Genomic DNA, 22,606 nt, shown 5'->3' with positions numbered 1-22,606 from the left:
CGGATGGCTCATAAGCTAATTCCTAAAGGGTATTGATAAGACGCTTTTTAGATCGACCAGCTTTGGACATAAATCCGAAACAAAACCTGTCGAACAAGCCCTCGCCATCACGACCAAGCGCGCACTATCCAAACCCTTTGTTACAGTTTGTGTATCGCTGTGAGTTTCTTTTACCGCGCTTGAGGATTACGCCCGGACACCGTGGCGGCCAGGACAGCGGCACGGGCGCGAAGGCGAAGCGTTTGAAGGGAACAGGGGAAGGTCGAAACAGTGCTGCCGGTCTACTCGCCGTCTGTCAGCGCGAAAGTCGTGCAGGAGTAATGCAGCCCCTGTGGCGAGGGAGCTTGCTCCCTCGCCACAAAAGCACCGCGATTTACAAAGCTTTTTCGAAGATCTTCGAATTACGCTGATAGTTGTACAGCGACGCCCGTGCCGATGGCAGGCGGTCGACGCTGCTCGGCACGAAACCACGCTCGCGGAACCAGTGTGCGGTGCGGGTGGTGAGCACGAACAGCGTCTTCAAGCCTTGGGCGCGGGCGCGGGTTTCAATGCGCTCCAACAGCTCATCGCCTCGTCCGCCGTGACGGTACTCCGGGTTAACCGCCAGGCACGCCAGCTCACCGGCATCCGAATCGGCAATCTGATACAGCGCCGCGCACGCGATGATCATTCCTTCGCGCTCGACCACGCTGAACTGCTCGATCTCGCGCTCCAGCACCTCGCGGGAACGGCGCACCAGAATGCCCTGCTCTTCCAGCGGGCTGATCAAATCCAGCAAACCGCCGACGTCCTCGATGGCCGCTTCGCGCACCACTTCGAACTGCTCTTGCGCGACCAGCGTACCGCCACCGTCGCGGGTGAACAGCTCGGTCAGCAGCGCACCATCTTCGGCATAACTGACGATATGGCTGCGGGCCACGCCGCCACGGCAGGCCTCAGCGGCGGCATCGAGCAGTTCCGCCTGATAGTTGCTGCCCAGGCGCTGCAAATGCGCCGGCACCTGCTGCGGACGCAGCTCACGAACCAGACGACCATTTTCATCGATCAAGCCAAGGTCGGCGCCGAACAGCAGCAGCTTGTCCGCACCGAGATCGATGGCCGCGCGGGTGGCAACGTCTTCACAGGCGAGGTTGAAAATTTCACCGGTCGGCGAGTAACCCAGCGGCGACAGCAGCACGATGGAGCGCTCGTCCAGCAAGCGGTTGATGCCTTTGCGGTCGACCCGGCGCACTTCACCGGTGTGGTGATAATCGACGCCTTCGAGCACGCCGATGGGCCGTGCAGTGACCAGGTTGCCGCTGGCCACCCGCAGGCGCGAGCCCTGCATCGGCGAGGACGCCATGTCCATGGACAGCCGCGCTTCGATGGCGATGCGCAACTGGCCCACCGCATCGATCACGCACTCCAGCGTCGCGGCATCGGTGATGCGCATGCCGTGGTGGTAATGCGGAGTCAGGCCGCGAGCGGCGAGGCGCGTTTCAATTTGCGGACGGGACCCGTGCACCAGCACCAGCCGCACGCCCAGGCTGTGCAACAGCACCAGGTCGTGGACGATATTGCCGAAGTTCGGGTGTTCAACGCCGTCGCCGGGCAGCATGACGACAAAGGTGCAATCGCGGTGAGCGTTGATGTAAGGCGAAGCGTGACGAAGCCAATTAACGTATTCGGGCATGAACCTGGGCCTGTAATAAATAGCAGCCGATAAAAGGGCGGAACAGAAAACGCACAGCGGGCTGATGGTTATCGTCGGAACAGGCTTGGCGACACGCGCGCTCTCCTCATGAATACGGGTTTGAACATCGGCAATTTATACATGAAACCTGTAGGAACCGGCTTGCTGGCGATGCAAGCGCTGCGCTCCATCAGACGAACCGCGTCATCCTTCATCGCCAGCAAGCCGGCTCCTACACGTCGTGTCGGGTTTGGGCCGGTGTCAGGCAGTAATGTTCAATCAACTGTCGTAATAGATGCACCGTAGGCTGCAAACGTGACATTTCAAGGTATTCACCCGGCTGGTGGGCGCAGGCGATATCGCCGGGGCCGAGCACCAGTGTCTCGCAGCCAAGGTGCTGAAGATAAGACGCTTCTGTGGCGAACGCCACTGCTTCGGTGCGATGGCCGGTGAGCTTTTCGGCGATACGAACCAGTTCTGAATCTTCTGCCTGCTCGAACGGCGGTACTTCAGGGAACAGCGGTGCATAGTCGATCTTGACCTGATGCCGCTCGGCAACCGGCTTGAGCCGCTGCAGGATCTCGGCACGCAGGGCCTTGGGGTCCATGCCCGGCAACGGTCGCAGATCGAATTCCAGCGAACACTGCCCGCAGATGCGATTGGGATTGTCGCCGCCATGAATGCAGCCGAAATTCAGGGTCGGCGTCGGCACGCTGAACTGTGGATTGCGGAATTCACGCTGCCACAACAGGCGCAGGCCGCGCAGTTCACCCATGGCATCGTGCATGGCTTCGAGCGCGCTATGGCCCAGGCGCGGGTCGGAGGAGTGGCCGCTTTGCCCGAGAATGTCGATGCGCTCCATCATGATGCCTTTGTGCATGCGGATCGGCTTGAGCCCGGTCGGCTCGCCGATCACGGCGGCACGCCCCAGCGGTCGGCCCGCTGCAGCCAGCGCCCGGGCGCCGGACATCGAGCTTTCTTCATCACATGTGGCAAGGATCAGCAGCGGTTGCTTGAACGGTTGATCGAGCAGCGGTTTGACCGCTTCGATGGCCAGGGCGAAAAAACCCTTCATGTCGCAACTGCCCAACCCGACCCAACGCCCATCGACCTCGGTCAACTTCAGTGGATCGGTCTGCCACAACGCGCCATCGAACGGCACGGTGTCGCTGTGACCGGCCAGCACCAGCCCGCCAGGGCCGGAACCAAAACTGGCCAGCAGATTGAACTTGCCCGGGCTGACCTGCTGGATATCGCAGGCGAAACCCAGGTCACCGAGCCACGCTGCCAGCAGATCGATCACCGGGCGATTGGACTGATCGAGGCTTGCCTGGGTGCAGCTGACGGACGGTGCAGCAATCAGCGCAGCGAATTGATCTTTCATGGACGGCAAAGGCATCGCTGACTCCAACTCCCGAATTGAAGACCATCATAGAACCATCCGGCGACAGGAATAAACCGTCGCGCGGCGGAGCAAGGTCGAGTCCTGTACACTGCACGACCTTGGCAGCCACCTATTCCCCCGGCTGCGCTCCCGATCCTGGATTTTCCGGCCATGCAGAAAGAAACCGAAATCAAACTCCGCGTCAGCCGCGAAACCCTCGCCGCCCTGCGCGAGCACCCTCTTCTTAAAAAACGCAACAAAAGTGGCTGGGAACGCCGTGAGTTGATGAATCAATACTTCGACACACCGGAGCGCGATCTGGCCCAGGCCAAGGTTGCCCTGCGCCTGCGCAAGGATGGCGAAGAAGTGATCCAGACCCTCAAGACCCGTGGCCAGAGCGTCGCCGGACTGTCGGTGCGTAACGAATACGACTGGAACCTGCCCAAAGCCAAGCTCGACCTGAAAAAACTCGACGGCGAATGCTGGCCCGAGGCACTGGCCGAACTCGACAAGAAAACCCTGAAACCGATCTTCACCACCGATTTCGTCCGTGAGCGCGCGGAAATCGCCTGGGGTCGCGGCAAGACCAAAGTGGTCATCGAAGCCGCTCTGGACCTGGGCCACGTCGTGGTCGGCAAGCAGAAAGAAGAAATCTGCGAGCTGGAACTGGAACTGCGCGAAGGCGAGCCGGCCGCGCTGCTGGAACTGGCCGCCGAGCTGGCGGAAAAACTGGCGCTGATGCCCTGCGATATCAGCAAGGCCGAGCGCGGTTATCGCCTGTACGACGCCCACAGCTACTCGTTGAGCCTGCCGGCGCCGCAGATCACTGCCGAAACGCCGCTGGACGACGCGTTCGCCGCGCTGAGCTGGCACTTGCTGGGCAGCAGTCAGCGTCTGGCCGAGCAGTATCGCTTCAATGGTCACTGGCGCCTGCTGCAGGACTGGGTCGAAAGCCTGGCGGAACTGCGCGCGCTGATCAGCAGCCTCGGTCAAGCCGCACCGCGTCAGTCGACCCACGACCTGCGCGTTGCGCTCGATGCCTTGCTGGAAGACTGGCGTCCGCTGGTGCAAGCCGGCCTGGACGATGAAGACGTGCGCAAAGCCGCGCCGGAGCAGTTCCTTGAGGAACTGGAAGACCCGCGTTGGGGCCTGTTCTCCCTGACCACCTCACGCTGGTTGCTGGCCCGTACCTGGACCGCCGAGCGCAACACCCGTGGCAATCGCCAGGGCGCTGCGCAATTGGGTAGCTGGTTGCCACGTTTGCTGGGCGAAGAAGCCACTTCACTGCAATTGCAGCGTTACCAGCAACAGCCGGAAGACCTGGCGGAACAGTTGCCGCGCATCGAGCGCATTCAGGTCTGGCTGCACCATGCGCGCAACGTGCTGGAAGTCCCGGAGATGGATCGCCTGTACGGTGAGCTGAACAAACTGGCGCAACTGGCCAACGAACCGACGATCACTGACGAGCTGCTCGATGCGCGCAAGCAGCAGGCGATTGCGGTCTATCAGAACCGTGCCTGGAAGATGCTTCTGCGCATGTAACCCTGTGGCGAGGGAGCTTGCTCCCGCTGGAGGCCGAAGGACTCCCAATTCCGACAAACGCCGGTTTTGGGGTCGCTTCGCAACCCAACGGGAGCAAGCTCCCTCGCCACAAAGGCAATTACCGCACCACCGGCAAACTGGTAGTCGACTTGATCTCCGACAACGCCACTATCGAATTGACCTCCTGAATCCCCGGCACCAGCGACAGCTTCTCAAAGAAAAACCGCTCATAGGCCTCGATGTCCGCCGCGACAATCCGCAGCATGAAGTCCACCGCCCCCATCAGCACATAACACTCCAGCACCTCGGGAAACCCGCGAATCGCTTCGGTAAACTCGGTGAAGTTCGAACGCCCGTGGGCGTTGAGTTTCACCTGGGCGAATATCTGCGTGTTCAGGCCGATTTTCTTGCGGTCGAGCAACGTCACCTGCCCGCGAATGATCCCCTCCTCCTTCATTCGCTGAATCCGCCGCCAGCACGGCGACTGCGACAGCCCGACCTGTTCGGCGATCTGCGCACTGGAAAGCGAAGCGTCTTCCTGCAGCAACGCGAGAATCTTACGGTCGTAGCCGTCCAGCTCGCTGTGCATATAAAAACCTCTAATTGATGGATTTGTGGATTACATGATTCGTTAATCCCCAGATACGCCCAATCATAGATAAGAAATACCCCGCACCGAATGTAAAAATTTCTCCACTCAGTCTGGAGACCGATCATGCCGCATCTGGAAGCCGTAACCACCCCGCCCACCCGCGCCGACGTCTGGAATGCCGGCAATAGCCACTGCCGTGTGCAATACCAATTGCTGGCCGAAGCCGAGCCGGACTTGCTGTGCCGCGCGCTCAACCTGTTCGCCCTGCAATTTCTCACGCCGGACCAGGTAAACGTGCAGCGCCAGGACGACCTGCTGGCCATCGAGATCGTCATGGACGGATTGAGCTGGCACCGCGCCCAGGTCATTGCAGAAAAACTTCGTAACCTGATCAGCGTGTGCTCGGTCGAGCTGCAAACCGCCGATTCGACCTGGGTTGAAGCGGCTCAGGCGGCTGGCTGAAAAGACTGGATACGGCTTCGTCGGGTAGTGGCCCAACGGTCCGTGGGGCGGCGGCTATCCTTTGCGGACTGTTTTCAAAAGGAGCCCGCATGTCCGTTCAATTCGCCATTCAGGACCGCTGGCTGGATCTCAATGATGTGCTGCGTGAGCTGGTCGCCCAAGGGTTTATCAACCAGGACGCGGCCGAGCAGGCGCTCAATGCCCGACGCCGGCATGCTGCCCACGGTCAGATGCACCCGTTGGAGTTCATCGCCAGCCAGCAGCTGGACGACCTCAGCCGGCCGGGCAAACACCTCGACCTGGAGAACCTGACCCTGTGGCTGTCCCAGCAGGCCGGCCAGCCTTACCTGCGTATCGACCCGCTGAAAATCAACGTCGCGGCCGTGACACCGCTGATGTCCTACGCCTTCGCCCAGCGCCACAAGATCCTCGCGGTGTCCATCGACCGCGACGCCGTGACTGTCGCCAGCGCCCAGCCTTACGTCAACGGCTGGGAAGCCGACCTGACCCACGTACTGAAACTGCCGATCAAGCGTGTGGTAGCCAACCCTGTGGATATCCAGCGCTTCAGCGTGGAGTTCTTTCGCCTGGCCAAGTCGGTCACCGGAGCGAACAACGCCGACCAGCAGGTCAACACCCTGGGCAACTTCGAGCAGTTGCTCAACCTCGGCGCCAGCGATCAGGAGCCGGACGCCAACGACGCGCACATCGTCAACATCGTCGACTGGCTGTTCCAGTACGCCTTCCAGCAGCGCGCCAGCGATATCCACATCGAGCCCCGGCGCGAGCAGGGCACGGTGCGTTTCCGCATCGATGGCGTATTGCACAACGTCTACCAATTCCCGCCGCAAGTGACCATGGCCATCGTCAGCCGCTTGAAAAGCCTGGGGCGGATGAACGTCGCGGAGAAACGTAAACCCCAGGACGGCCGGGTGAAAACCAAGACCCCGGATGGCGGTGAAGTCGAATTGCGGCTATCGACGCTGCCAACGGCCTTCGGCGAAAAAATGGTCATGCGGATCTTCGACCCCGAGGTGTTGCTCAAGGACTTCGACCAACTGGGATTCTCCGCCGATGACCTGCGACGCTGGCAGGACATGACCCGCCAGCCCAACGGCATCATTCTGGTCACCGGCCCGACCGGTTCGGGCAAGACCACCACGCTCTACACCACACTGAAGAAACTGGCGACGCCAGAGGTCAACCTCTGCACCATCGAAGACCCGATCGAAATGGTCGAGCCGGCGTTCAACCAGATGCAGGTCCAGCACAACATCGACCTGACGTTCGCCGCCGGCGTGCGCGCATTGATGCGGCAAGACCCGGACATCATCATGATCGGCGAGATTCGCGACCTGGAAACCGCCGAGATGGCAATCCAGGCCGCCCTCACCGGACACCTGGTGCTGTCGACGCTGCACACCAACGATGCGCCCAGCGCCATCAGTCGCCTGCTGGAACTCGGCGTGCCACATTACCTGATCAAAGCCACGGTACTCGGCGTCATGGCCCAACGCCTGGTGCGCACTTTGTGCCCGCACTGCAAGGCGCCGCAGGCCTTGAATGAAGAGGACTGGCAAACCCTGACCCGGCCCTGGCAAGCGCCGCTGCCGACCAACGCGCAACGCGCCATCGGTTGTCTTGAATGCCGCGACACCGGTTATCACGGACGGGCGGGCGTCTACGAAATCATGCAGCTCACCGACGGCATCAAAACCCTGATCAACCCGGACACCGACTTGCTGGCGGTGCGGCGCCAGGCGTTCAAGGAAGGGATGCGCAGCTTGCGATTGTCCGGGGCGCAAAAAGTGGCCGCCGGGTTGACTACCGTCGAAGAAGTCCTGCGCGTGACGCCGCAGAGCGAGCAGAAGTAGCCGGGCGGTGACGGAACTCGAATGGGGAAATGGCAATCCAACGCCGTAGTTAAAAACCCCTGTGGAGTCACCCCTATGCGTTTCAAACTTGCTGTCGCCACCATGGCCTTGTTGTCCCTGCCAGTCGGTTCGGCGATGGCTGACACCTTTTGGCGTAACGTCATTTCGTCCGGTGCGACCACCGGCTCGACCTACCTGACCTTCAAGGATCACAAGCTGATCGTTGCGGCCCAGGACGACGCCGGCAGCTTCGTTGCCAGCGACGGCGGCATCCGCGGCCCGTATCTGGAAGCGGCCATGCAGAAAGTCCGCGCCGACAATCCCGGCCTGCAGGCTACGGATATGGAACTGGCGAACGCGATTCTGGCGAAGAATGCCGTGGCTGCCGAATAAGCCCGGTTGCTGAACATAAAATGCCGCTCATCTGAGCGGCATTTTTTTGCACCACACAAAACCCCTTATAGGAGCTGGCTTGCCAGCGATGGCGGCGTACCCGTCACCGGAGATGTTGGATGTGCCGGCCTCATCGCCGGCAAGCCTGCTCCTACAGGGGCGTGTCTTTTTTCAGCGGTACTCATCCAGCGGCACACACGCACAAAACAGATTCCGGTCCCCGTAGACGTTATCCACGCGGTTCACCACCGGCCAATACTTGTGGGCCTTGGTGTGCGCATCCGGTGTCACCGCTTGCTCGATGCTGTAGGGACGCTCCCAGATCCCGGTGATATCGGCCAGTGTATGCGGTGCACGTTTCAAGGGATTGTCCTCGGCCGGCCAGTTGCCATTTTGCACTTCGGTAATCTCTGCGCGGATGCTCAGCATGGCCCCGATGAACCGGTCCAGTTCCGCCTTCGATTCACTTTCCGTTGGCTCGACCATCAACGTCCCCGGCACCGGGAACGACATGGTCGGAGCATGGAAGCCATAGTCCATCAGGCGCTTGGCCACATCCTCTTCGGTGATCCCGGTCAGCGCTTTCAATGGCCGTAGATCAAGAATGCACTCATGGGCCACCCGCTCGTTACGCCCGGTGTAGAGCACCGGGAACGCGCCGGACAAATGTTGCGCCAGGTAATTGGCCGCCAGGATCGCCACTTCGCTGGCGTCCGCCAGTTGCGGCCCCATCATGGCGATGTACATCCAGCTGATCGGCAGGATGCTCGCGCTACCCCACGGCGCCGCGCTGACCGCGCCGTTCTGCGCCAATGGCCCGTCGATGGGCACCACCGGGTGGTTGGCCACGAACGGCGCCAGATGCGCACGCACGCCAATCGGCCCCATGCCCGGCCCTCCGCCGCCGTGGGGAATGCAGAAAGTTTTGTGCAGGTTCATGTGGGACACGTCAGCGCCGATGTCCGCCGGTCGCGCCAGTCCGACCTGGGCATTGAGGTTGGCGCCGTCCATGTAAACCTGCCCACCGTGGCTGTGGATAACTTCGCAGATCTCGCTAATGCCTTCCTCGTAAACGCCATGGGTCGAAGGATAAGTCGCCATCAGGCAGGCCAGTTTTTCCCCCGCCTGCGCAGCCTTTTCCTTCAAGTCATCCAGATCGACGTTGCCGGCCTCATCGCATTCAACGATCACTACGCGCATCCCGGCCATCTGCGCTGACGCCGGGTTGGTGCCATGGGCCGATGACGGGATCAGGCAGATATCCCGCTCACCCTGCTGGCGGCTCTCGTGGTATTTGCGGATCGCCAGCAACCCGGCGTATTCGCCCTGGGCACCAGAGTTGGGTTGCATGCAGATGGCATCGAAACCGGTGATCGCGCAGAGCCAGCGCTCCAGCTCTTCGATCATCAACGTATAGCCGACGGCCTGCTCCTTCGGCGCAAACGGGTGCAGATTGGCGAACTGCGGCCACGTGATCGGGATCATCTCGCTGGTAGCGTTGAGCTTCATGGTGCACGAGCCCAGCGGGATCATCGATTGATTGAGTGCCAGATCCTTGTTTTCCAGTTGCTTGAGGTAGCGCAACATTTCAGTCTCGCTGTGATGGGCGCTGAACACCGGATGACGCAGATAGGGCGTGGTGCGTGCCAGACCGGCGGGAATGCCGCAGGCCAGCGTTTGCCCGTCCAGTTCGTCGACGTTGAGCCCATGATCGGCACCCAGGAACACATCGAACAGTTTTGCCACAGTGGATTCGTCACAGCTTTCGTCGAGGCTCAAGCCCAATCGTCCACGCCCCAGGATGCGCAGATTGATCTGCGCGGCCACCGCACTTTCAATGATCGCGGTCTGGGTGCCCCCGACTTCCAGCGTCAGGGTGTCGAAGAACTGCTGGTTCAGGCGCTTGATGCCCTTGCGCTCAAGCCCCTCGGCGAGGATGCAGGTCAGCCGGTGCACGCGCTGGGCGATGCGCTTGAGCCCTTCCGGCCCGTGGTAGACCGCGTAGAAACTGGCGATATTGGCCAGCAGCACCTGGGCCGTGCAGATGTTGGAGTTGGCCTTCTCACGACGGATATGTTGTTCGCGGGTTTGCAGGGCCATGCGCAAGGCGACGTTGCCTCGGGCATCTTTCGACACGCCGATGATCCGCCCGGGAATCGCCCGTTTGTATTCGTCGCGGCTGGCAAAAAACGCCGCGTGCGGCCCGCCGTAACCCATCGGCACACCGAACCGCTGGGATGAACCGAACACCACATCAGCGCCCAGCTCGCCGGGCGGGGTCAGCAACAGCAGGCTCAGCAAATCCGTGGCGACACAAGCCAGCGCCTGTTGGGCATGCAGGTGATCGATCAACGGACGCAGGTCGCGGATCTCGCCATGGGTGTCGGGATATTGCAGCAGCGCACCGAACACCTGATGCTGCTTCAAGTTATCCACAGCATCGATGATTAACTCGAAACCGAAGCCTTCGGCGCGGGTCTGCACCACGGAAATGGTTTGTGGATGGCAGTGTTCATCGACGAAGAACAAATTGCTTTTAGATTTGGCAACGCGCTTGGCCAGGGCCATCGCTTCCGCCGCGGCGGTCGCTTCGTCCAGCAGTGAGGCGTTGGCCAGTTCCAGCCCCGTGAGGTCGATGGTCAATTGCTGGAAATTCAACAACGCTTCGAGCCGACCCTGGGCGATCTCCGGTTGATAAGGTGTGTAAGCGGTGTACCAGCCGGGATTTTCCAACACGTTGCGCAGGATGACGGTCGGCGTGAGCGTGCCGTGATAGCCCATGCCGATCAGGTTGGTCCAGACCTGATTCTGCTCGGCATAGCCGCGCAGCTTGGCCAGTGCCGCTTCTTCGTCCAATGCCGGTGGCAGATCCAGCGCCCGGTTCAGGCGAATGCCCGGCGGTACGGTCTGTTCGATCAGTTCGACCCGGCTGCCAAGACCGAGGCTATCGAGCATCGCCTGTTGCTCGGCGGCATCCGGTCCGAGGTGACGGCGGAGAAAGGCATTGGGGTCGCGTAACTGGCTCAGGGACGGCAACTGGGACATGACGGGCTCTCTCTTGACTGGCGCTCAGCGTCGATGCAACACGGTCAAACCAGCATAGCAGTCGATGCACACTTACCCCTGCGGGAGCGAGCCTGCTCGCGATTGCGCCATTTCTGCCAATAGAGATGTTGAATGCGAAGCCCTCATCGCGAGCAGGCTCGCTCACAATGGATCTTCAGCGCAAATAACAAAGCCCCGACGAGTCGGGGCTTTGGGGATGACGCTTGAAGGCTTATTCGCCGATGGCGGCCTTGTAAGCCTCTGCATCGAGCAGCTTGTCCAGGTCAGCAGTATTGCTTGGCTTGAGCTTGAAGATCCACGCGCCGTACGGATCAGTGTTGAGAAGCTCCGGATTTGCGCCCAGCTCTTCGTTGATCGCGATCACTTCACCGGCAACCGGGGAATAAATGTCGGAAGCGGCTTTAACTGACTCCACCACACCGGACTGATCACCGGCGGCGAAGCTTTTTCCGACTTCAGTCAGCTCAACGAACACCACATCACCCAGCGCTTCCTGCGCGTGATCGCTGATGCCCACGGTGACGGTGCCATCGGCTTCCAGACGTGCCCATTCGTGACTTTCGGCAAAACGCAGGTCGGCAGGGATATCGCTCATGTTCTGTGTCCTCAAGATTTGTTAGCGGTCAAAGTCCGCCGGAAAAGGTTAGATCAAGGTTTTGCCATGGCGTACGAAGGTCGGTTTGACCACTCGGACCGGGTACCACTTGCCACGGATTTCCACTTCTGCGCGGTCGGCAGTTGCCATCGGCACGCGCGCCAGTGCAATCGACTTGCTAAGCGTAGGAGAGAAACTACCACTGGTGATCTCCCCTTCGCCAACATCAGCGATACGGACCACTTGATGAGCGCGCAAAACACCGCGTTCCTCAAGGACCAGCCCCACCAGTTTGTGCTGTACGCCGCCGGCCTTTTCGGCTTCGAGCGCCTTGCGCCCGATGAACTGGCGCGAGGCCGGTTCCCAGGCAATGCTCCAGGCCATGTTGGAGGCCAGCGGGGAAACGTCCTGATGGATGTCCTGACCGTAGAGGTTCATCCCGGCCTCGACCCGCAGCGTATCGCGCGCGCCCAGACCGATCGGGGAAATACCCGCGCCCACCAGATCGTTGAAAAAGCCCGGTGCCTGATCGGCCGGCAAGATGATTTCCAGACCGTCTTCACCGGTGTAACCGGTGCGCGCAATGAACCAGTCACCGTCGGGCTGGCCTTCAAAAGGCTTGAGAAGCTGGATCAGGTTGCCGCGGGACTGGTTCACCAGTTCGGCAATCTTGTGCCGGGCGTGAGGCCCCTGAATGGCCAGCATTGCCAGTTCGGCCCGTTCGTTGAGCTGCACCTCGAAACCGTCGAGATGGGCCTGCATCCACGCCATGTCCTGATCGCGGGTGGACGCGTTGACCACCAGGCGATAACCCTCATCGAGGCGGTAGACGATCATGTCATCAACGATGCCGCCACGCTCATTGAGCATGGTGCTGTACAACGCACGGCCAGAGCTGTGCAGGCGTTCGACATCGTTGGCCAGCAAGTGCTGCAGCCAGGCCTTGGCCTGGGGGCCGCCGACATCGATCACGGTCATGTGGGATACATCGAAGACACCGCAATCGCGGCGCACCTGATGGTGTTCCTCGACCTGCGATCCGTAATGCAGAGGCATATCCCAACCGCCAAAATCGACCATCTTCGCGCCAAGGGCGAGATGAAGGTCATACAGAGGCGTACGCTGTCCCATGGGTTTCTCCTTCCGGGCGTGGCGAAGGTGCGGGCGAGTGATAACCGTGTGCAAACCTTGAAATCAAAGGCTTCCAGCCGATTTTTACTACCTTGTCTGTCAGACGGACCGCACCGAATGCCGCGCATTGTAGCTGCAAGGTGTAGGACTGACACCTAGCTGTTTCGATGCGCCGAACGTCGTATCAATCCGATTACCGGTAGCAGCCCGACCAAAACCAGGGTCAGCGCCGGCAAAGACGCCCTGGCCCACTCACCCTCACTGGTCATTTCGAAGATGCGCACTGCCAGCGTGTCCCAGCCAAACGGGCGCATCAGCAGGGTCGCGGGCATTTCCTTGAGTACATCGACGAACACCAGCAACGCCGCGCTCAGTGAACCGGGGAGCAATAACGGCAGATACACTTTGAAAAACAGTCGCGGCCCACTGACACCCAGGCTACGTGCCGCTTCGGGCAAAGAGGGCCGTATACGTGCCAGGCTGCTTTCCAGCGGCCCGTAAGCCACGGCGATGAAGCGCACCAGATAGGCCAGCAACAGCGCCGCCAGACTGCCCAGCAGCAGCGGCTTGCCGGCACCGCCAAGCCAGCCGGAGAGTGGAATCACCAGTTCGCGGTCCAGATAACTGAACGCCAGCATGATCGACACCGCCAGCACCGACCCGGGCAAGGCGTAGCCAAGATTGGCCAGGCTGACACCCGCGCGGATGCCTTGCGTCGGCGCCAAACGTCGGGCAAACGCCAGGACCAGGGCGACGCTGACGGTGATCAACGCGGCCATCGCGCCCAGGTACAAGGTGTGGATGATCAGCCCGGTGTAACGTTCATCGAGATCAAAGCGCCCACGCTGCCAGAACCACACCACCAGTTGCAGCATCGGAATGACGAAGGCGCAGGCAAATACCAGACCGCACCAGCCGCTGGCCAGCAGCGCTTTGCCCCCACGCAGGTGGTACAGCGCCTTGACCCGTGGCCGCTCATTGCTCGCCCGATTGGCGCCACGGGCACGACGCTCGCCGTACAGCACCAGCATCACCACCAGCAATAGCAGGCTGGCCAGTTGCGCGGCGGTAGAGAGGCTGAAAAAGCCGTACCAGGTCTTGTAGATGGCGGTGGTGAAGGTGTCGAAGTTAAACACCGACACGGCACCGAAATCCGCCAGGGTTTCCATCAACGCCAATGCCACGCCAGCGCCAATAGCGGGACGCGCCATGGGCATGGCCACCCGCCAGAACGCCTGCCATGGCGATTGCCCCAGCACCCGCGCGGCCTCCATCAGGCCTTTGCCCTGCGCCAGGAATGCCGTGCGTGCCAGGAGGTAAACGTAGGGATAGAACACCAGCACCAAGACCAGAATCACCCCGCCCGTGGAACGCACCCGTGGCAGGCGCAGCCCCGTGCCGAACCATTCACGCAACAGCGTTTGCACGGGACCGGCGAAATCCAGCAAGCCGACAAAGACGAACGCCAGCACGTAGGCCGGAATTGCAAAAGGCAGCATCAACGCCCAGTCCAGCCAGCGTCGGCCGGGGAATTCGCAGAGGCTGGTGAGCCAGGCCAGGCTCACACCGAGAACCGTCACGCCGACGCCAACCCCGAGCACCAGAGTCAGGGTGTTGCCCAGCAGCCGCGGCATCTGCGTTTCCCAGAGATGGGACCAGATCTGTTGATCGATGCTTTGCCAGGACAGCAGCAACACGCTCAAGGGCAGCAGGACCAGCGCGGCGATGGCGAAGACCAGGGGATACCAGCGGCGTTGGGCGGGGTGGGCCAAAGGAAAAGCTCTCTGGAGAAAAATCAACGAAATGTACGTGAAACACAAAAAGATCGCAGCCTCCGGCAGCGCCTACAGTGAGTGGGTGATCACCCAGTAGGCGCTGCCGAAGGCTGCGATCTTTTACTCTTTAAACCAGCAGGTGTCAGTTCCAGCCAGCCCGATCCATCATGCGAATCGCTTCAGCCTGACGCTTGCCCGCGACTTCCACCGGCAAGGTGTCCGCAACGAACTTGCCCCATGCGGCCACTTCAGCGGATGGCTGAACAGCCGGGTTGGCCGGGAATTCCTGGTTCACGTCCGCAAAGATCTTCTGCGCTTCAGGCGTGGTCATCCACTCCACCAGGGCCTTGGCGGCTTCCGGATGCGGCGCGTGCTTGGTCAGGCCGATGCCCGACAGGTTGACGTGCACGCCGCGATCCGCCTGGTTCGGCCAGAACAGCTTCACCGGCAGCTCCGGTTTCTGCTTGTGCAGGCGACCGTAGTAGTAAGTGTTGACGATACCCACGTCGCATTGGCCGGCGTTGATGGCTTCAAGCACCGCAACGTCGTCGGAGAACACGTCGGTGGACAGGTTGTTGACCCAGCCCTTGAGGATCTTCTCGGTTTTCTCGGCACCGTGCACTTCGATCATGGTGGCGGTCAGGGACTGGTTGTACACCTTCTTCGCCGTGCGCAGGCACAGGCGACCTTCCCAGTTCTTGTCGGCCAGTGCTTCGTAGGTGGTCAGCTCACCCGGCTTCACCCGCTCGGTGGAGTAGGCGATGGTCCGTGCGCGCAGGCTCAGGCCGGTCCAGGCATGGGACGCGGCGCGGTATTGCAGCGGGATGTTGGCATCGATGGTCTTCGAGGTGAACGGCTGGAGGATGCCCATCTGCTCGGCTTGCCAGAGGTTACCGGCATCCACCGTCAGCAGCAGGTCGGCGGTGGCGTTCTCGCCCTCGGCCTTGATCCGTTGCATCAGCGGCGCTTCCTTGTCGGTGATGAACTTCACCTTTACGCCGGTTTTTGCGGTGTAGGCATCGAAGACTGGCTTGATCAGCTCGTCGATACGCGAGGAATAGACCACCACCTCGTCGGCGGCCTGGGCCGCGGTGCTGCCAATCAGGGTCAAGGCCAGTGCGGTCAGTAGACGCTTCGGTGCCAACATGGGAGCGGTCTCTCGATTAAAAAATGGAAGCCAAATGATAAGGACTCACATTTGCCTTCTCAATCGAACAGTTGGCGGAGGCGTTACCAAATGTTGCACAGCCGAAAAAGGATATGAATGTGCCGACGCATTCGCGAGCAGGCTCGCTCCCACAGAGAACGTATTTCAAATGCGGGAGCGAGCCTGCTCGCGAAGAGGCCAATCAGCCCCAGCGAAAATCTCAGGCCTTGGCGAGTGCTGGGAGATCGCCAATCAGTCCGAGGGCTTCGCGCACAAACAACGCTTTGGCCTCGGGCATCTGGTCGACCATCTTCAGCCCGGTATTACGCAACCAGCGCACCGGCAACGGATCGGCCTGGAACAAGCGTTCGAAGCCTTCCATTGCCGCCATCAGCGCCAGGTTATGGGGCATGCGGCGACGTTCGTAGCGACTGAGCACTTTCACATCCGCCAGCCGCTCGCCACGGCCTGCCGCTTGCAACAACACCTCGGCCAACACGGCGGCATCGAGGAACCCGAGGTTCACGCCCTGCCCGGCCAGCGGGTGGATGGTGTGGGCCGCATCGCCAATCAGCGCAAGGCCTTCAGCCACATAACGCTTGGCATGACGCTGACGCAGTGGCACGCACAGGCGCGGGTCGGCGTTGAGCACAGTCCCGAGCCGGCCTTCGAAGGCGCGTTCCAGTTCGCGGCAAAACGCCTCGTCATCCAGCGCCATCAAGCGTTCGGCTTCGCTCGGTGTGGTCGACCAGACGATCGAGCACCAGTCCTGCTGACCATCACGCTCCAGGGGCAGGAACGCCAGGGGCCCGCTATCGGTAAAGCGCTGCCAGGCGGTCGATTGGTGGTTTTTCGAGCAACGCACGCTGGTGACGATGGCGTGATGCAGATAATCCCACTCCCGTGTCGCAACGCCCGTCAGGCGCCGCACCGCCGAGTTGGCGCCATCGGCCGCAATCACCAGCGGTGCACGCAGGGTGCGGCCGTCGGCCAGGGTCAGCAGCCAATCGTCGCCGGAACGACGCATCTGTTCGAGGCGGGCATTGGCCAGCATCCCCAAGTCGCAATCGTGCAAGCGCTCGAGCAAGGCGTCCTGCACCACGCGGTTCTCGACGATATGCCCCAGCACCTCGGCATGCACACTGGCCGCCGAAAAGTGAATCTGCCCCGTGCCGCTGCCGTCCCAGACCTGCATGTCGCTGTAGGGGCTGCTGCGCCGGTTGGCGATGCCGTCCCAGACACCCAGGCGTTCGAGAATCCGCTGGCTGGCGATGGACAGCGCACTCACCCGCGGTTCGAACGGGGCTTGAGCGTCAAACGGTTTGACGCTCATCGGACTGCCGTCGAGCAATAGGACTTCCAGCCCGCTGTCCTGCAACGCCAGCGCCAGGGCGCTGCCGACCATTCCGGCTCCGACAATCAGCAGATCTGCGCGCATTTCCATGCTTTAAGCCTGTCTCGCTTGCGGCTTGAGCCGCACGTAAAGGGTTTTTCCGACGCGTGCTACGAGGTTGCCAACGCCGTCATGAATATCGACCTGCAGCTGTGGCAGGTATTTTTCGCCACCCGCCGTTTGCCGCCGGATTTCGTCGAGCAAGGTGTCGTCAATATTGAAACGGGCGAACACCGGGCCTTTGCCCGGTGCGATGAAATCGATGTCCGCGGCCTTGTCCCAGACGATGTAGTTGCGCCCCAGGTTCTCCATCAGCATCAGCATGAAAAACGGGTCGACCATCGAATACAGGCTGCCACCAAACTGGGTGCCAACGTAATTGCGGTTGTACCAGCTCAGGCCCATGCAGACCTGGATGTCGCGGAAATCATCGCTGATGTGCTGCACCCGAACGCCAGCGCCAAGGTACGGCGGATAGAAGCTCATGAATCGGCGCATCAATCGCGCCTTGCCGAACTTGCGCGTCAGCCACTTAAGCATCAGGGCGAGTACCCAGGCCCATGGCCTGCCGGGCGAACCAGCGCTTGGCCGGCGGCAGCAGATCCAGACCGAGCAGACCGAGATTACGGCCCAGCGAAACCAGTGGCTGGGTGCTGCCGAACAGACGCGTGACCTGATCGGAAAAACCGACGGTGAGGTTCTGGTCCAGACGCTGACGCTCGCGATAGGCCTGCAAGGTCGCAAAATCGCCCGGTGACTGCTCGCTGGCGAGCAACGCATCGGCCAGCGCCTGGGCATCACGCAACGACAGGTTGAAACCCTGTCCGGCAATCGGGTGCAAGCTGTGGGCGGCATTGCCGAGCACCGCCAGATGCGAACGCACCTGTTCTTCGGCCTCGACCAGCGCCAACGGGTACAGATGCCGAGCGCCAACCTGTTTCAACGTGCCCAGGCGATAACCGAACACGCCCTGCAGTTCGCTGAGAAAACTGCGTTCATCCAGCGCGGCCAAGCGTTGCGCATCCATGCCCAGGCGAGTCCAGACCAATGCACAGCGGTTGTCCGGCAATGGCAGCAACGCCATCGGCCCATCATCGGTAAAGCGTTCGAACGCCATGCCGTTGTGGGCTTCACTCGGGGTGATGTTGGCGATCAGGGCGCTCTGGTTGTACGGACGCTTTCGAATGCCGATCCCCAGTTGCTCGCGCAGGCTGGAGCGGCCGCCATCAGCCAACACGGCGAGGTCGCACTCCAGCATGGTTTCGTCATTGAGGGTCAGGCGATAGCCATCGGTGAGCGGCTCCATGCGGGTGACTTCCGCCGGGCAGCGCCAACTGATGACGTCTTTGTCCAGGCCTTGCCACAGGCATTGGCCGAGCCAGGCGTTTTCCACCACGTAGCCCAGCGCCGGAACGCCTTCTTCCATGGCCGACAGCCGCGCCGTGGAAAAACGCCCCCGGTCGGAAACGTGAATCTGTTTGATCGGCTCGGCACGGCGGGAGATCTCCTGCCAAACGCCCAGCCGCTGGTAAATCTGACGGGCACCAAAGGACAATGCCGTGGAGCGCGCGTCATAACTTGGCTGATAGGTATCGCCGGGGGCGAAGGGCTCGATCAGGACGACTTTCCAGCCCCGGGCCTTGGCCCCGGCCTGCAACGCCAACGCGAGGCTGGCGCCGACGAGGCCACCGCCGATGATTGCCAGATTGACTCGACTCATGCCGCTTGTGTCCGCGCTTGCGCCATCAAGGCCTCGATTTCAGCGACCGTTTTCGGTACGCCTTTGGTGAGGATTTCACAACCGGTTTTGGTGACCACTACGTCGTCCTCGATGCGCACGCCAATGCCGCGCCACTTCTTCGCCACGCTCTGATTGTCCGGGGCAATGTAGATCCCCGGCTCCACCGTCAGCGCCATGCCGACCTCCAGCACGCGCCATTCGCCACCGACCTTGTATTCGCCGACGTCATGCACATCCATGCCCAGCCAGTGTCCGGCGCGGTGCATGTAAAACGCCTTGTAGGCTTCGCCGGCGATCAATTCGTCAACATTGCCCTGGAGCAAACCCAATTCGACCAGACCCGAAGTGATCACCCGGACCGTCGCTTCGTGGGCCTGATTCCAGTGTTTGTTCGGCGCGATCTCGGCAAACGCCGCTTCCTGCGCCGCCAGCACCAATTCGTAGATCGCCTTCTGCTCCGCCGAATACTTGCCGTTCACCGGCCAGGTGCGGGTGATGTCGCTGGCGTAGCAGTCGATCTCGCAACCGGCGTCGATCAGCACCAGCTCACCGTCCTTGAGCACGGCGTCATTCTGCTGGTAATGCAGGATGCAGCTGTTGCGCCCCGTGGCGACGATCGAACCGTAGGCCGGCATCTTCGCGCCACCCTTGCGGAATTCGTAATCGAGCTCCGCTTCGAGGCTGAACTCATACAACCCGGCACGACTGGCCTGCATCGCACGCACATGCGCCTGGGCAGAAATCCGTGCGGCCTCGCGCATCACCTTCACCTCTGCCGCCGATTTATACAGGCGCATGTCGTGCAGCAGATGATCCAGGGCAACGAATTCGTTCGGTGGCTGGGCGCCGAGGTTGGCCTTGGAGCGGATCACGTTGATCCACTCCATCAAGTGCCGGTCAAATTCGGGGTTGCTGCCCATGGCCGAATACACCCGGTCACGGCCTTCGATCAGGCCCGGCAGGATGTCGTCGATATCCGTGATCGGGAAGGCGTCGTCGGCACCGAAGTCGCGTATCGCGCCTTCCTGCCCGGCCCGCAGGCCATCCCACAGTTCACGTTCGGCGTTGCGTTCACGGCAGAACAGGATGTATTCGCCGTGCACGCGCCCTGGCATCAACACCAGCACCGCCTGAGGCTCGGGAAAACCGCTGAGGTACTGGAAGTCGCTGTCCTGGCGGTAGACATGCTCGACGTCGCGGTTGCGAATGGCGACCGCGGCGGCGGGCAGGATGGCGATACTGTTGGGTTCCATCTGCGCCATCAGGGCCTTGCGGCGACGGCTGTATTCCGATTTCGGGATATGGATCATGGGCAGATGGCGTTCCCTGGCTTAGATCAGTGCAGCGACGGTTTGGCGGCAGGCGCCACGTCTTTCTTGGTTTCCGAGAACAGCAGCAGCGGCGCGACGCGCAAGTATTCCATGACTTCCATGTAGTCGGACTCGCCGTCTTCGGACTCTTCCAGCGCATCCTGCACTTGGGAAATGGCTGCCAGGTCCTGCAGCACTTCGGTGGCCTCGGTGCTGAGGGCGCTGCTGTCACGGCAGTTCAAGCCGAAACCGCTGAGGAAGCCCTGGCACCACTCGCCCAGTGCGGCGGCACGATCGGTGAGTGGAGCATCGTCGGTGGGCAGCAACAGAACGACGGTCACGTCATCGCCGGTGAGCTCGCCTTTTACCATCTCTTGCAGGCCGATCAAGGCGTTGCGAACGTTGTCCTGCGGCTCGTTTTCCAGCAGTTCAGCGGCGTCGATCAGCCAGCCTTCGGCATCGAAACCGGCGCCGGCGCAGCTGCGACCGAGCAGCAGGCCGTGCAGTTCGGCAGGCGAGACATTGTGACCGCTGGACGTCAGCAGGGTGGCGAAGGCTTGGTACGGGGAATTCTGAATGGTCATGGGCAGCTAGGCGCCAGACGGCGCTATGTCTAGAATGAAGGCCTTGTATCCTACATCGACTACCCCTGTAGGAGCGAGCTTGCTCGCGATGGTCGTCAACGATAACGTTGCGTACCTGACACCCCCGTGGCGATCTCTGGTTCATCGCGAGCAAGCTCGCTCCTACAAGTCCAACACCCATCAGACAGTGAAGACAATGGAAGACACCGACCTGCAAGCGCTGATGGCCAGACTCGAACTGCTGATTACCCGAGTCGAGCAACTTAAGAGCCAAAACGGACTCTTACTTGCTCAGGAAAAGACCTGGCGCGAGGAACGCGCGCACCTCATTGAAAAAAACGAAATCGCCCGGCGTAAGGTCGAATCGATGATTTCGCGCCTCAAGGCCCTGGAGCAAGACTCATGAGTTCAAGCAATAGCGTCACCGTGCAGATCCTCGACAAAGAGTATTCGATCATCTGTCCCCAGGAAGAACGCAGTAACCTGGTGAGCGCCGCCCGCTATCTGGACGGCAAGATGCGCGAGATCCGCAGCAGCGGCAAAGTCATCGGTGCCGACCGTATCGCCGTGATGGCCGCGTTGAACATCACCCACGACCTGCTCCACAAGGAAGAACGCCCGGATATCCAGGCCAGCGGCTCGACCCGCGAACAGGTTCGCGACCTGCTCGATCGCGTCGATCTGATGCTCGCAACCGATCCGGACGTCACCAAAGGCTGATTCGTGCCACCGCTTGCGGTATACTCCCCTCACTCCCTGGGGTGCTTGCCAGTTGGCGATGTCCCTGAGCCGATTTGCTATACCCTGGAGGTTGCACGTTGGGCTGGTGTGCATGTCCGCTAGACGGAAAGCCTTAAAGCCTACTGCATCTTCCACCTTGAACTTTCGGGTTCAAGGGCTAAGTCGACAGCGGTACATCCGGGGAGCCTGATTCCAGTCCGATGCCGGTTTAAATACCGGCATCGGCTTTTTTATAGATGTGTTTTTTACAGGTACGATTTGTGTACCTGACCTGCCGAAGCCCGAATTCATGACCGAACCTGCGCTGCTTCCCCGCCCGCAACTTCGACGCATGCTGCGCAAGGCCCGCCGCGCACTGACACCCAGTCAGCAGCGCCAGGCCGCTCGCGGGCTGTACAAGCAATTGGCCCAGCAACCGCTGTTTCGCCGCGCCAGACACATCTCTCTTTACCTGCCCACCGACGGCGAAATCGATCCGCGCCTGCTGCTGCGTGCAGCTCAGCGACGAGGCAAGGCTACCTATCTGCCGGTGCTCAGTGCCTGGCCGCGAACCAAAATGGTGTTCCAGCGCATCCGCCCCGGTGAAAAGCTCAAGCCCAACCGCTTTCGGATTCTAGAACCCCGGCACAACCTTGCCCGACAACGCAAAGTCTGGGCGCTGGATCTGGTGCTGCTGCCGTTGGTGGGGTTTGACGATGTCGGCGGACGACTAGGGATGGGCGGCGGCTTCTACGATCGAAGCCTGGCTTACCTGGCGCGCCGAAATGACTGGCGCAAGCCGACGCTGCTGGGGCTGGCCCATGAATGTCAGAAGGTCGAGCGATTGGCTCAAGCGAGCTGGGATGTACCGTTGCAGGGAACGGTAACGGACAAGGCCTGGTATTACGCAGGCTAGACGCCACTGGAATCAGCGGCGTCGAAAAGACAGCCTAGCGTTTGAACGCTGTCGACTGTTGTTGCAACTGGGCAACTTCAACCGGCGCATCGGTCTTGTTGGCCCACAGGCTTTGGGCATAGCCAGTGGTCACGACGCCGAGGCCGAACAAAATGACCAAAATCCATAGTAAATCCGGTTTGCGTTTCATCGATTGCCCCCCAAAGGCACATCAACACGATGACAGCAGCGGTTTCCGTTTTGTAGGCCGTGCAGCAGCGTCAAGCTCTAAAGGCCGGCATTTTGCGGCAACGTGAACCGCTGCGCAAA

The 22,606-nt window shown here is 61.1% G+C and carries 21 protein-coding genes and 1 other RNA gene; 8 read left to right on the top strand and 14 right to left on the bottom strand.

What is annotated here, in order from left to right:
* Window positions 1–373: 373 nt before the first annotated feature.
* The gene (argA, locus tag KHO07_RS01230) at window positions 374–1,672 is read right to left on the bottom strand and encodes an amino-acid N-acetyltransferase (protein WP_075946396.1); all 1,299 of its coding nucleotides are present in this window, start codon (window positions 1,670–1,672) and stop codon (window positions 374–376) included.
* Window positions 1,673–1,904: 232 nt separating this feature from the next.
* Window positions 1,905–3,071, bottom strand: a complete 1,167-nt coding sequence (argE, locus tag KHO07_RS01225) for an acetylornithine deacetylase (RefSeq protein ID WP_212626284.1) — start codon at window positions 3,069–3,071, stop codon at window positions 1,905–1,907.
* Window positions 3,072–3,227: 156 nt separating this feature from the next.
* Between argE and KHO07_RS01220 the strand changes: the two genes are divergently transcribed.
* Window positions 3,228–4,598: a CYTH domain-containing protein gene (locus KHO07_RS01220; protein WP_150734089.1), complete on the top strand. Its 1,371-nt coding sequence runs from the start codon at window positions 3,228–3,230 to the stop codon at window positions 4,596–4,598.
* 118 nt (window positions 4,599–4,716) lie between these two features.
* On the opposite strand, the gene KHO07_RS01215 is transcribed toward KHO07_RS01220, so the two are convergent.
* A complete protein-coding gene (locus tag KHO07_RS01215; protein ID WP_212626283.1) occupies window positions 4,717–5,187 on the bottom strand; it encodes an Lrp/AsnC family transcriptional regulator in 471 nt (156 codons plus the stop codon).
* Between the two features lie 126 nt (window positions 5,188–5,313).
* Here KHO07_RS01215 and KHO07_RS01210 point away from each other — a divergent pair, with 126 nt between their 5' ends.
* From KHO07_RS01210 to KHO07_RS01200, 3 genes are all read left to right on the top strand, one after another.
* Window positions 5,314–5,652: a hypothetical protein gene (locus KHO07_RS01210; protein ID WP_212626282.1), complete on the top strand. Its 339-nt coding sequence runs from the start codon at window positions 5,314–5,316 to the stop codon at window positions 5,650–5,652.
* A gap of 89 nt (window positions 5,653–5,741) precedes the next feature.
* Window positions 5,742–7,526: a GspE/PulE family protein gene (locus KHO07_RS01205; protein WP_150734085.1), complete on the top strand. Its 1,785-nt coding sequence runs from the start codon at window positions 5,742–5,744 to the stop codon at window positions 7,524–7,526.
* A 75-nt stretch (window positions 7,527–7,601) separates the two neighbouring features.
* Window positions 7,602–7,919, top strand: coding sequence for a DUF2388 domain-containing protein (locus KHO07_RS01200; protein ID WP_150734084.1), 318 nt, complete (start codon window positions 7,602–7,604; stop codon window positions 7,917–7,919).
* Window positions 7,920–8,090: 171 nt separating this feature from the next.
* On the opposite strand, the gene gcvP is transcribed toward KHO07_RS01200, so the two are convergent.
* The 10 genes from gcvP to KHO07_RS01150 all read right to left on the bottom strand — a co-directional run bounded on the left by gcvP (window position 8,091) and on the right by KHO07_RS01150 (window position 20,661).
* Window positions 8,091–10,964: an aminomethyl-transferring glycine dehydrogenase gene (gene gcvP / locus KHO07_RS01195; protein WP_150734083.1), complete on the bottom strand. Its 2,874-nt coding sequence runs from the start codon at window positions 10,962–10,964 to the stop codon at window positions 8,091–8,093.
* Window positions 10,965–11,196: 232 nt separating this feature from the next.
* Complete coding sequence (gcvH, locus tag KHO07_RS01190) at window positions 11,197–11,580, bottom strand: glycine cleavage system protein GcvH (protein ID WP_150734082.1); 384 nt, start codon at window positions 11,578–11,580, stop codon at window positions 11,197–11,199.
* Window positions 11,581–11,628: 48 nt separating this feature from the next.
* Entirely contained in the window at window positions 11,629–12,711 is a 1,083-nt protein-coding gene (gcvT, locus tag KHO07_RS01185; RefSeq protein ID WP_150734081.1) for a glycine cleavage system aminomethyltransferase GcvT, read from the bottom strand.
* A 155-nt stretch (window positions 12,712–12,866) separates the two neighbouring features.
* Window positions 12,867–14,483 carry an iron ABC transporter permease gene (locus KHO07_RS01180; protein WP_150734080.1) on the bottom strand — a complete coding sequence of 539 codons (1,617 nt, stop codon included), beginning with the start codon at window positions 14,481–14,483 and terminating at the stop codon, window positions 12,867–12,869.
* Between the two features lie 145 nt (window positions 14,484–14,628).
* Window positions 14,629–15,633 carry an extracellular solute-binding protein gene (locus KHO07_RS01175; RefSeq protein WP_212626281.1) on the bottom strand — a complete coding sequence of 335 codons (1,005 nt, stop codon included), beginning with the start codon at window positions 15,631–15,633 and terminating at the stop codon, window positions 14,629–14,631.
* Window positions 15,634–15,853: 220 nt separating this feature from the next.
* Complete coding sequence (locus KHO07_RS01170) at window positions 15,854–17,071, bottom strand: 2-octaprenyl-3-methyl-6-methoxy-1,4-benzoquinol hydroxylase (RefSeq protein WP_212627579.1); 1,218 nt, start codon at window positions 17,069–17,071, stop codon at window positions 15,854–15,856.
* 9 nt (window positions 17,072–17,080) lie between these two features.
* Window positions 17,081–17,566, bottom strand: coding sequence for a DUF4442 domain-containing protein (locus KHO07_RS01165; RefSeq protein WP_212626280.1), 486 nt, complete (start codon window positions 17,564–17,566; stop codon window positions 17,081–17,083).
* Window positions 17,559–18,746, bottom strand: a complete 1,188-nt coding sequence (ubiH, locus tag KHO07_RS01160) for a 2-octaprenyl-6-methoxyphenyl hydroxylase (RefSeq protein ID WP_212626279.1) — start codon at window positions 18,744–18,746, stop codon at window positions 17,559–17,561. Before ubiH ends, KHO07_RS01165 begins: the two co-directional genes overlap by 8 nt.
* A complete protein-coding gene (gene pepP / locus KHO07_RS01155) occupies window positions 18,743–20,077 on the bottom strand; it encodes a Xaa-Pro aminopeptidase (RefSeq protein WP_150734075.1) in 1,335 nt (444 codons plus the stop codon). The genes ubiH and pepP overlap by 4 nt, the downstream gene beginning before the upstream one ends.
* Before the next feature lie 26 nt (window positions 20,078–20,103).
* Entirely contained in the window at window positions 20,104–20,661 is a 558-nt protein-coding gene (locus KHO07_RS01150; protein ID WP_212626278.1) for a YecA family protein, read from the bottom strand.
* A gap of 196 nt (window positions 20,662–20,857) precedes the next feature.
* On the opposite strand from KHO07_RS01150, the gene KHO07_RS01145 reads away from it, so the two are divergent.
* The 4 genes from KHO07_RS01145 (at window position 20,858) to KHO07_RS01130 (ending at window position 22,297) form a co-directional block, all read left to right on the top strand.
* On the top strand, window positions 20,858–21,067 hold the full coding sequence (locus KHO07_RS01145) for a TIGR02449 family protein (protein WP_007982902.1): 210 nt from the start codon (window positions 20,858–20,860) through the stop codon (window positions 21,065–21,067).
* Window positions 21,064–21,381 (top strand): cell division protein ZapA, encoded by a 318-nt coding sequence (locus KHO07_RS01140; RefSeq protein ID WP_212626277.1) that lies wholly within the window; start codon window positions 21,064–21,066, stop codon window positions 21,379–21,381. The genes KHO07_RS01145 and KHO07_RS01140 overlap by 4 nt, the downstream gene beginning before the upstream one ends.
* Window positions 21,382–21,411: 30 nt before the next feature.
* A non-coding RNA gene (ssrS, locus tag KHO07_RS01135) (6S RNA) lies at window positions 21,412–21,590 on the top strand.
* A 101-nt stretch (window positions 21,591–21,691) separates the two neighbouring features.
* A complete protein-coding gene (locus tag KHO07_RS01130; protein ID WP_150734073.1) occupies window positions 21,692–22,297 on the top strand; it encodes a 5-formyltetrahydrofolate cyclo-ligase in 606 nt (201 codons plus the stop codon).
* A 34-nt stretch (window positions 22,298–22,331) separates the two neighbouring features.
* Here the strand turns inward: KHO07_RS01130 and KHO07_RS01125 are convergent, their stop codons facing one another.
* Window positions 22,332–22,487 (bottom strand): hypothetical protein, encoded by a 156-nt coding sequence (locus KHO07_RS01125; RefSeq protein ID WP_008048702.1) that lies wholly within the window; start codon window positions 22,485–22,487, stop codon window positions 22,332–22,334.
* Window positions 22,488–22,606 lie beyond the last annotated feature (119 nt).

It is taken from the genome of Pseudomonas sp. PP3, assembly GCF_905336995.1.
In the GTDB taxonomy this organism is placed as follows: Bacteria; Pseudomonadota; Gammaproteobacteria; order Pseudomonadales; family Pseudomonadaceae; genus Aquipseudomonas; species Aquipseudomonas reinekei.
The sequence above is the reverse complement of the archived record's forward strand: the minus strand, read 5'-3'. Positions and strand labels throughout refer to the sequence as shown.